The sequence below is a fragment of the Epilithonimonas sp. genome (assembly GCF_032055105.1).
Classification (GTDB): Bacteria; Bacteroidota; Bacteroidia; order Flavobacteriales; family Weeksellaceae; genus Epilithonimonas.
Genome location: NZ_DAMBRK010000006.1, coordinates 202,917 through 212,523, shown reverse-complemented (window position 1 = coordinate 212,523; position 9,607 = coordinate 202,917). Strand labels below are relative to the sequence as shown.

Sequence of the window (9,607 nt, the reverse complement as noted above, 5' to 3'; positions counted from 1 at the left end):
GTGTAAGAGACAATGTGTTTTTCTTATTCAGATTATCAAAAATTTTTGCCTAATCACCCAACTTTTAAGACTGATCCAAGAAATCCAAAATTAATTGATACAAAAATTACATTTAAGTCTCAATTCAAAAATCGACACTTAATCAATTATTCCATCTAAAGTTTAATATTGATGAGTTATACTTAAAAAAAAATACCGCTCATTTCTGAACGGTATTTTATTATATTTTAAAAGTATTAAACTTTTTCTACTTGCATAAAGCTCAATTCCATAGGTGTTTTTCTTCCGAAGATAAGAACTGAAACTTCGATTTTCTTTTTGTCTTCAAGAATTTTCTCAATAGTTCCATTGAAACCGTTGAAAGGACCATCGATTACCTTTACATTTTCTCCAACAACGAAAGGAATCTCAACATCAGTAGCAAATTCTGAAAGCTCATCCATTCTTCCAAGCATTCTGTTAACTTCAGATTTCCTCATCGGAACAGGCTCACCTCCTTTTGTAAGACTTAAAAAAGAAATAACTCCTGGAATGTTTTTAATTACGTGAGGAACCTCCCCTACTAAATCAGCTTCTACCATAAGGTATCCAGGATAATAAGGCTTTTCTTTTGGAACTTTTTTCCCATTTCTAATCTGGATAACTTTTTCCATAGGAATTACAACTTGAGTAACATAAGTATCCATTCCAAGACGTTGGATTTCGTTCTCAATATAATTCTTAACTTTATTTTCCTGTCCGCTAATAGCTTTCAGCACATACCATTTCGATTCGCTCATAAGGAAATTAATTTTAAATTAGTTAAATAGATTAATAAACGTCGCAATAAAATTCTTGATAGTAACACTAAACAAAGAATCTACTCCAAATGTAAATAAAGCAAGGATTACAGTAGTCACTGCTACAACAATCGTAGAAGACTGCAAGTCTGGCCATTTTGGCCATTCCACTTTATCTTTAAATTCTGTATAAGAACCTTTTAAAAAATTAACTAATGAGCTCATTATTTTATTTTTGCACGGGCACAAGGATTCGAACCCTGATCAACGGTGTTGGAGACCGGTATCCTACCATTGGACGATGCCCGTAGATTAAAAAGCTCCGCAAGAGTTCCTTGCGGAAGCTTTATTTATTGTAAGACGATTAGTCTAAGATTTCAGTTACCTGACCAGAACCTACTGTTCTACCTCCTTCTCTGATCGCAAATCTAAGACCTACGTTAAGAGCGATTGGTTGTAGCAATTCTACAGTAATCTCCAAGTTATCACCCGGCATTACCATTTCTACACCTTCTGGCAAGAAGATCTCACCTGTAACGTCTGTAGTTCTTACGTAGAACTGAGGACGGTATTTGTTGTGGAATGGAGTGTGACGTCCACCTTCTTCTTTAGAAAGGATATAAACAGAAGCTTTGAATTTTTTGTGTGGCTTAACTGAATCTTTCTTAGCGATAACCATACCTCTCTTGATGTCAGTTTTTTCAATACCTCTCAACAATAGACCTACGTTATCTCCAGCTTCACCTCTATCTAGGATTTTTCTGAACATCTCAACTCCTGTAATAGTAGAAGTCAATTTTTCATCACCCATACCAACGATATCAACTGGATCTCCAGTGTTGATAACACCAGCCTCGATTCTACCAGTTGCAACAGTACCTCTACCTGTAATAGAGAATACGTCTTCGATTGGCATCAAGAAAGGCTTATCTGTATCTCTTGGTGGTTGCTCGATCCACTCATCAACAGCATTCATTAATTCTTCAACAGACTTGAACCATTTATCGTTAGTATCAACAGTAGCAGCAGTAGCAGCAGTAAGAGCTCCTAATGCAGAACCTTGAATTACTGGAGAGTTATCACCGTCGAAATCATAAGTAGACAACAAGTCTCTCAATTCCATTTCAACAAGTTCTAACAATTCTGGATCGTCTACCATGTCAACTTTGTTCATGAAAACAACGATTCTAGGTACGTTTACCTGACGGCAAAGTAGGATATGCTCTCTAGTTTGAGGCATTGGTCCGTCTGTAGCAGCACATACAACAATAGCACCGTCCATCTGAGCAGCACCCGTTACCATGTTCTTTACATAATCCGCGTGACCTGGGCAATCAACGTGAGCGTAATGTCTTTTTTCAGTTTCGTACTCGATGTGAGCAGTATTGATAGTAATACCTCTTTCTTTTTCTTCTGGAGCAGAGTCAATTGCAGAGAAGTCTTTTTTCTCAGCAAGACCTTTGCTAGCTAATACAGCAGAAATAGCAGCTGTAAGAGTAGTTTTACCATGGTCAACGTGACCAATAGTACCAATGTTCAAGTGTGGTTTTGAACGATTAAACGTTTCCTTTGCCATGATTTTAATATTTAATTTATTTAATATTGTTTTTTTTCGGTCTGCAAATATAATGAATTTTTGAATATCAAAAATTATTTTGAATAAAAAATAATAATATGAATTTCAATTTAAAATAACTTAAAACAATCCATCAAGTACACTCCTCAATCGGAACACAAATTTACATTAAAAAAACATAAAACCTATTCCAAAAAAACTCTAAAAAGAATCTTCTGAGCCAACTACGGGATTTGAACCCGTGACCTCTTCCTTACCAAGGAAGCACTCTACCCCTGAGCTAAGTCGGCGTAAAAAAAAATCACATCCCGTAAGGTTTGTGATTTCTTGAGCGAAAGACGGGGGTCGAACCCGCGACATTCAGCTTGGAAGGCTGACGCTCTACCAACTGAGCTACTTTCGCATTTTTGTTACCAAAAAAGGTTGGTTTTTATGAGTGCAAATATAAAACATTATTTTGATATTTGCAAATAAAAAAATGTGGGGAGAGCAGGATTCGAACCTACGTAGCCGAAGCAGCTGAGTTACAGTCAGCCCCATTTGACCGCTCTGGTATCTCCCCAGTATTTTTTTTTTGAGCCTCCAGAGGGATTCGAACCCACGACCCCGAGATTACAAATCACGTGCTCTGGCCAACTGAGCTATGGAGGCATTTAGATTTAAAAAGAACTTCTTTATTTCCGCTTGCGGTTGTTTCCGTTTTGCGAGTGCAAATATGAAACTTTTTTTTCGAACCTGCAAATATTTTTTAAAATATTTTTTTTGTTTAATCTAAAATGATTCGTTTAAACAAAAAGGTTTCAAAACAAAGATCATATTTTCTGCATCGCGGTTGTTTCCGTTTTGCGAGTGCAAATATGATACTCTTTTTTGAAACCTACAAGTATTTTTTTTAGAAAAAACATATTTTTTTTCTAAGCTAATTCTTTTTTCTTGATTAGCAGTTTCTTAGCTGTTTCTACAGCATCATCTAAACTTTCTTCAAAACTGGCACACGTCTTCTTTACTACTATATCATTGCCCGGAATCTTCACAACAAGCTCAGTAGTTTTATTTTCTTTTTCTGATGTATTTTCTACTTTAAGGTAAACCGCAGCTTCTACAATTTTGTCATAAAAAGTTTCTAGCTTGGCTAATTTTTTCTCAATTCTTTCTTTTAATGGTTCGTGAGGTGTTACCCCAACAGTCTGAATTGTAATTTTCATAACGTCTGTTTTAAATGGTTAAACAATAAAAATGTAAATATTTACTTCATATTATTTTTTTAGCTTCTCTCGGGTGTGCATTTTTATAAACCTCCTTGAGCTTTTCTATATTCGCACTTGTATATACTTGCGTACTGGCTAAACTAGAGTGTCCTAATATTTTTTGTACCTTGGATATTTCCGCACCTTGATTCAAAACGTGAGTAGCAAAAGTATGCCTCAGAATATGTGGACTCTTTTTCTCTTTAGAAGTAACTACACTAAAGTACTTATTAACGACCAAATACACAAACTTTTCGCCCAGTTTTTTCCCTTTTTTATTAACGAAAAAGTAACGCTGGTTTTCTGAATTAGCCTTACGAACATTAAGATACAATTGAAGATCTAATAGCAATTCATCTGCAATAGGAATTATTCTAGATTTATTTCCTTTACCAATTACTAATATTTCTTTTTTGGAAAAATCAACATTCTCCAACAAAAGATCACATAACTCTGCTTTTCTAATCCCGGTTTGATATAAAGTTTCTATAATTAACTTGTCAAGCAATGTAATACTACCCTCCTCTTCTACCTCCGATTTCATTTGATCCATTTCTTCAACAGAAAACGGGATTCGTTTTTCTGCGTAGAACTTAAGTGAGTCGATAGTCTCCATAGGAGAAACTTTAATTTCTCCCACACGAAGCATAAAGACGTAAAAACTTCGCAGTGATGACAATTTCCTATTAATACTTCTTTTACTAAGTCCGGAATTACTCAAATCCACAATAAAGTTTTTAATTACTTTTTTATGTACGTGGACAATATCTTCCGAAGCTTCAGTTTTTAAAACAAAGGTTGAAAAATTTGACAAATCTTTTTTGTAGTTGGTCAACGTATGTGGAGAATATCGTTTTTCTACCTCAATGTAATCCAAGAATCTTTCTATCATAGGTCTATAAATGCAAAATCACTTCCAAATATAGAAATTCGGAAGTGATTTTTATTATGTTTTGCTAAAAAAGAACCTTAAGCTTGTTCTTCTTTGCTCAAGTTTCTTTGTTTGTGAGCTGCTTTAAGTTTAGCTTGTCTCAAAGTTACAGAAGGCTTAATAAATTGTTGTCTAGATCTAAGTTGTTTTACAACTCTAGTTTTATCAAATTTTCTTTTGTACTTTTTTAAAGCTCTGTCGATAGACTCTCCGTCTTTTACTGGTATTATTAACATAATTTACATCTCATTTTGAGGTGCAAAAATAGGAATTATTTATTAATCTACAAATTTTTAAGGTTTTTATTTTAGAAATTTATATTGGCGTGATATTTTAACACAAAGCTCGCTAAGATTTTTTTGCATTATTGAAAATACTTTTAAGATTCGCAAGGCACTTCGACTTTGCTCAGTGTAAACTTCAAACTCATCAAAGAAATATTTCTAAGGAATGACAAAATTGTGTCTCTAATATTAAATGTTGAATGAATGACGAAACCCATAGCCCCGATAGTAACGGCATCCTTTTTTGTCATTGCGGAGAGAAATTTCTAAAGATTACCTCACTTCGTTCGCAATGACAAAAAAGATATAGTGGATAGCGGGATTAAGCTCCTGAAAAATATTCAATCAAAAAAAAACTCCCGAATAAATCGGGAGTCTGTTATATCTTATGCTTTGATGTACAAAGCGTTTTTGATTTCTTCTTTCACTTTGTCCACTTTTGGGAACCATTCTGCAAATAATGGCGCTGAATATGGTGCCGACGCATCCGGCGTAGTGATTCTCTTGATTGGTGCATCCAAATAATCGAATGCTTTCTGCTGAACCATATAAGTAATCTCTGTTGAGATACTTGCAAATGGCCAAGATTCTTCTAAGATGACCAATCTGTTTGTCTTTTTAACGGACTCAAGAATTGTATCGTAATCCAAAGGACGGATTGTTCTAAGATCGATAACTTCTACAGAAATACCTTCTTTTTCTAAATCTTCTGCAGCCTGCAAAGCTACTTTCATAATCTTACCGAAAGAAACCAATGTTACATCTTTTCCTTCTTTTTTGATATCTGCTTTTCCGATTGGGATGTAATATTCCTCCTCTGGAATTTCCATTTTATCACCATACATCTGCTCAGACTCCATAAAGATTACTGGATCGTTATCTTGAATTGCAGACTTCAAAAGTCCTTTTGCATCATAAGGATTGGAAGGAACAATTACTTTAAGTCCCGGACAGTTGGCGTACCAGCTTTCGAAAGCTTGAGAGTGCGTTGCTCCCAACTGACCTGCAGATCCTGTTGGACCACGGAAAACGATTGGACAATTCCATTGTCCTCCACTCATCTGATAGATCTTAGCCGCATTGTTGATAATCTGATCAATAGCAACCATCGAGAAGTTGAAAGTCATATATTCTACGATTGGACGATTCCCGTTCATTGCAGCTCCTACAGAAATACCTGTAAAACCAAGCTCTGCAATAGGCGCATCGATGATTCTTTTTGCACCGAATTCATCTAACATTCCCTTAGAAGCTTTGTAAGCTCCGTTATATTCTGCAACTTCTTCTCCTACAAGAAAAATAGATTCGTCTTTACGCATTTCTTCGCTCATAGCCTGAGCAATTACTTCACGAAATGTATGTTCTTTCATTTTGAAAATGTTTCTTTTAAAATTTTGAAATACAAAAGTATTAATTTTTTTATTATTCGCATAACAAAAAAAGGCTTCCAAATGGAAGCCTGCTATTTATCATAAAATCAGTTAGTCTGCTTTTTGCCAAGTCTGGGTTCTTCCTATCAAGGAGATTCCCATATAACCTCTTACATTCAGTTTATCGCCGTCTTTTGTAATGGTACATTTGTAAGATTTTCCATTCTTAGGATCTGTAATTGTTCCTCCTGTGAACTCATCGCCATCTTTTTTAAGACCTCGGATGATTTCCATTCCAATCAATGGTTTGTTTTTACGATCATCTTTACAAGCCACACAATTAGCGTTTTCTGGCTTTATCAATAATTGCGAAATTTTCCCATAATATTTTCCGTCTGATTTCTTCCAAATCTCAACTATGGATTTTGCCTTTCCTGTTTCGTCGTCAATAGTTTTCCATTTTCCTTCGATTTGAGCAAATGATAAAACTCCGATGAATGATAAGGCAAATGATAATAATAACTTTTTCATTGTCTTTTATTTTAAGTTGTTTTGTTTTTGATAAGCTTTTCTTGTTAACGTTAAATTAACATTGTTAAAAATATAAATTTATTTTAAACAAACAATAATTATTTGCTATCCAAAGCATAAATAACACCATTTACAAGATTTTTCCTGTTTTAAACACTTATTTTACCTTAGTTTTCTATTGATGACTCTATCCATATAATCCTGATACCAGGCTTTTGTTTTTTCGATTCCTAGTTTTTGTTCTGGATTAAGATTTTTATTCAAAATATTTTTGGATAATGCTAAATCCGACTTGTCGTAAATTCCCGTCACTTCTTTTCCATCAAAAATATAAATGTAATTCCCAATAATCATCTGTTCATTAATCGCATCGGAATTGACAATCATATAACCCTCATTCTTATTAGACAGCAAACTTCTACCCCAACTTCTAATCCTTTTATTATATCCAAGTAAATCTGCCAAAGTTGGATATATGTCAATCTGCTGTGCGAATCTGTCATCAACACCTTTCAAATTATATTTTGGATTGGGAGAGAAAAACAAAAGCGGAATTGCGAATCTATTCATCGCCTTTTGATATTCGGGATAATTGATTTGGTTGGTGTGGTCAGCTGTAATTACAAAAATAGTATTCTGATACCAAGGTTGTTTACTAGCAGTTTCAAAGAATTTCTTTAATGCATAATCCGTGTACTGAATCGGTTCGTGAATCTGCAATGTCCCTTTTTTAAATTTTCCATTATATTTTTCAGGAATTTTAAACGGGTCGTGAGAAGACGCCGAAAACAAGGTTGACATAAATGGTCGTTTCTTACCCATATTCTTTGCAAAATATTGAAAAAACGGCTCATCCCAAATTGCCCAAATCCCGTCAAAATCTTCATCTTTATTATATTCGGTTTTTCCAAAATAATGTTTGAAACCTAAAATATTTCCAAATCCCTGAAAACCCATAGAACCATTCGGTGCACCGTGATAAAAACTTGTATCATAACCCAAATCATTACAAACCGAAACAATAGATTGGATTTTCTGATTAGAGTAAGGCGAACTCGTGAAAGCATCTGTCAAACTCGGGATTCCTGCAAGAACAGAACTCATTCCGTGGATGGATTGCCTTCCGTTGGCAAAAGCATTAGTAAAAATCAAACTTTGACCAGCCAAACTATCCAAAAATGGTGTATAGGAAACAAAATCTTTAATATTATTCTGTTTGTTAAACGCCCCGGAATATTCTTTCCCGAAGCTTTCCATAATGAAAATCACAACATTTGGTTTTGCGTCAACTTCTCGCTGATATAACTTATAAGGTTTAATTTCTTGGTTAATGAATTTCTCATCTACAAAATGGACTAGCTTAAAATTATTAGTTCCAATTGTCCTGAAAAATGAAAAAACGCTATTCAGAACAATATTCGCCTGAAGTGGATTGCTCACGTGTTTATTGGCATCAACTAGATTAATCGGTCTTGTAGAATGTTTGAAATCGCCACGGATCCCTCCAACAACTAAAGTTGCAATCAAGCACAAACTTATAATTGATGAAACAAAATAGACAATCAGATTCTTAGGTTTCTCATCATTAATTCTCACTCTTTTATAAAGAAAAATCCAGACAAACAAAACCACAATAAACCAAATAATAACAAACGGATGCTGTAAAATAGCATTCCAAAATATTCTTCCAAGATTATTTTCGTGCTTCCCAACTTCAATCGCCGCAGACGTTAATCTCGCCTGACTAAATCGATAATAAATCATATCGCCAAAGTTGAGTGAATAAGCAATTCCATTCGTTATAAAATACCAATAGAAAAGAAATTTCTGATAACCGTTTTTTGTATTAATTACCAGCGGAATGATACTTAACAAAATAAAAACCGCATTCACATACAAGATCGCAGTGGTGTCAAACGCAGTTCCGTAATAAGATAAATTGAAATATTCTGATACTCCATCGACTTTTATAAGGTCTTTGTTGAATAGCCAAAACAACAATCTCGCAATCTGGTAAAAGAAAAACACCAGAAAAAGTCTGTAAATCAAGGCAAACAATTCCTGCCCTCTTAAATTCTTCATTTTGCAAAATTAAAACTTTCCTTGTATTAGTTTTTACTATTTTTGTGATATGAATTTCATCAAGAATAACCTCGCCAATGCTTTTACTTTAGGGAATCTTTTTTCCGGATGCGTTGGTATCATTCATCTATTTTTAGGCGATTATCAGACAACCGCAATTTGCATTATTATTTCTTTGATTCTTGATTTCTTTGACGGTTTCATCGCAAGAGCATTAGGTTCCAGCAGTAATCTTGGTGGACAACTGGATTCTTTGGCAGATATGGTAAGTTTTGGATTTTTGCCAGGAATTACAGTTTATATTGCCTTACTTGAAAGTATGCCCAAAGAAAGCAATATTGGAATCTACGCAGGAATTTTCATTACACTTTTCTCTTGCCTTAGATTAGCCATTTTTAATCTGGATGAAGAACAGAAATATTATTTTAAAGGATTGAATACGCCAAGTAACACGATTTTGATTTTTGGTTTGTATTATGCTTTTAAAGAGAATAACAGTTTTGCTTTTTTATTCCAAAATCAAGGATTGTACTTATATTTTTTAGTTGCTATCAGTTCTTTTCTTTTGGTAAGTCCAATCAAAATGATTGCAATGAAATTCAAATCAAAACAATTAAAAGATAATTATTCAAAATTAGCTTTACTGATTGGTGGAATTTTGATTTTATTAATTTTTAAAACAACAGGAATTCCATTAGTGATTATATATTACATTTTAATCTCATTAATATTCCAAAAACAACTTAAATAATTATAAATTATGAATGATTAATTATAAATGTAAAATCACTCATAACTCTTAATTAA

Annotated in this window: 10 protein-coding genes and 5 tRNA genes; 1 reads left to right on the top strand and 14 read right to left on the bottom strand. The window is 33.9% G+C overall.

The annotated features are described in order from the left end of the window. Positions 1-236 precede the first annotated feature (236 nt). The 14 genes from nusG to RTY06_RS07385 all read right to left on the bottom strand — a co-directional run bounded on the left by nusG (position 237) and on the right by RTY06_RS07385 (position 8,800). Positions 237-779: a transcription termination/antitermination protein NusG gene (gene nusG, locus RTY06_RS07450; RefSeq protein ID WP_312823916.1), complete on the bottom strand. Its 543-nt coding sequence runs from the start codon at positions 777-779 to the stop codon at positions 237-239. Positions 780-797: 18 nt separating this feature from the next. Further along, positions 798-1,004 (bottom strand): preprotein translocase subunit SecE, encoded by a 207-nt coding sequence (gene secE, locus RTY06_RS07445; RefSeq protein ID WP_074236638.1) that lies wholly within the window; start codon positions 1,002-1,004, stop codon positions 798-800. 13 nt (positions 1,005-1,017) lie between these two features. Further along, a tRNA-Trp gene (locus RTY06_RS07440) sits at positions 1,018-1,088 on the bottom strand. A gap of 55 nt (positions 1,089-1,143) precedes the next feature. Next, positions 1,144-2,355: an elongation factor Tu gene (gene tuf / locus RTY06_RS07435; RefSeq protein ID WP_116031735.1), complete on the bottom strand. Its 1,212-nt coding sequence runs from the start codon at positions 2,353-2,355 to the stop codon at positions 1,144-1,146. 218 nt (positions 2,356-2,573) lie between these two features. Beyond that, positions 2,574-2,645: transfer RNA gene (locus RTY06_RS07430), tRNA-Thr, on the bottom strand. Between the two features lie 40 nt (positions 2,646-2,685). Then, positions 2,686-2,758, bottom strand: a tRNA-Gly gene (locus RTY06_RS07425). Positions 2,759-2,836: 78 nt separating this feature from the next. Then, a tRNA-Tyr gene (locus RTY06_RS07420) sits at positions 2,837-2,917 on the bottom strand. A 15-nt stretch (positions 2,918-2,932) separates the two neighbouring features. Further along, positions 2,933-3,006, bottom strand: a tRNA-Thr gene (locus RTY06_RS07415). Positions 3,007-3,269: 263 nt separating this feature from the next. After that, on the bottom strand, positions 3,270-3,560 hold the full coding sequence (hpf, locus tag RTY06_RS07410; protein ID WP_074236639.1) for a ribosome hibernation-promoting factor, HPF/YfiA family: 291 nt from the start codon (positions 3,558-3,560) through the stop codon (positions 3,270-3,272). Between the two features lie 46 nt (positions 3,561-3,606). Then, complete coding sequence (locus RTY06_RS07405; protein WP_312823913.1) at positions 3,607-4,494, bottom strand: tyrosine-type recombinase/integrase; 888 nt, start codon at positions 4,492-4,494, stop codon at positions 3,607-3,609. 77 nt (positions 4,495-4,571) lie between these two features. Then, complete coding sequence (gene rpsU / locus RTY06_RS07400) at positions 4,572-4,769, bottom strand: 30S ribosomal protein S21 (RefSeq protein WP_116031740.1); 198 nt, start codon at positions 4,767-4,769, stop codon at positions 4,572-4,574. Between the two features lie 434 nt (positions 4,770-5,203). Continuing rightward, positions 5,204-6,187 (bottom strand): pyruvate dehydrogenase complex E1 component subunit beta, encoded by a 984-nt coding sequence (locus RTY06_RS07395; protein ID WP_116031995.1) that lies wholly within the window; start codon positions 6,185-6,187, stop codon positions 5,204-5,206. A gap of 111 nt (positions 6,188-6,298) precedes the next feature. After that, entirely contained in the window at positions 6,299-6,718 is a 420-nt protein-coding gene (locus RTY06_RS07390) for a DUF2147 domain-containing protein (RefSeq protein WP_312823911.1), read from the bottom strand. 162 nt (positions 6,719-6,880) lie between these two features. After that, a complete protein-coding gene (locus RTY06_RS07385; RefSeq protein WP_312823909.1) occupies positions 6,881-8,800 on the bottom strand; it encodes a sulfatase-like hydrolase/transferase in 1,920 nt (639 codons plus the stop codon). Between the two features lie 49 nt (positions 8,801-8,849). On the opposite strand from RTY06_RS07385, the gene RTY06_RS07380 reads away from it, so the two are divergent. Continuing rightward, positions 8,850-9,551 (top strand): CDP-alcohol phosphatidyltransferase family protein, encoded by a 702-nt coding sequence (locus RTY06_RS07380; protein WP_312823908.1) that lies wholly within the window; start codon positions 8,850-8,852, stop codon positions 9,549-9,551. Positions 9,552-9,607: the final 56 nt, after the last annotated feature.

Excerpts from the sequence above, each read along its gene's own strand:
- nusG (WP_312823916.1), bottom strand. The coding sequence starts at position 779 with ATGAGCGAATCGAAATGGTATGTGCTGAAAGCTATTAGCGGACAGGAA.
- secE (WP_074236638.1), bottom strand. The coding sequence starts at position 1,004 with ATGAGCTCATTAGTTAATTTTTTAAAAGGTTCTTATACAGAATTTAAA.
- tuf (WP_116031735.1), bottom strand. The coding sequence starts at position 2,355 with ATGGCAAAGGAAACGTTTAATCGTTCAAAACCACACTTGAACATTGGT.
- hpf (WP_074236639.1), bottom strand. The coding sequence starts at position 3,560 with ATGAAAATTACAATTCAGACTGTTGGGGTAACACCTCACGAACCATTA.
- RTY06_RS07405 (WP_312823913.1), bottom strand. The coding sequence starts at position 4,494 with ATGATAGAAAGATTCTTGGATTACATTGAGGTAGAAAAACGATATTCT.
- rpsU (WP_116031740.1), bottom strand. The coding sequence starts at position 4,769 with ATGTTAATAATACCAGTAAAAGACGGAGAGTCTATCGACAGAGCTTTA.
- RTY06_RS07395 (WP_116031995.1), bottom strand. The coding sequence starts at position 6,187 with ATGAAAGAACATACATTTCGTGAAGTAATTGCTCAGGCTATGAGCGAA.
- RTY06_RS07390 (WP_312823911.1), bottom strand. The coding sequence starts at position 6,718 with ATGAAAAAGTTATTATTATCATTTGCCTTATCATTCATCGGAGTTTTA.
- RTY06_RS07385 (WP_312823909.1), bottom strand. The coding sequence starts at position 8,800 with ATGAAGAATTTAAGAGGGCAGGAATTGTTTGCCTTGATTTACAGACTT.
- RTY06_RS07380 (WP_312823908.1), top strand. The coding sequence starts at position 8,850 with ATGAATTTCATCAAGAATAACCTCGCCAATGCTTTTACTTTAGGGAAT.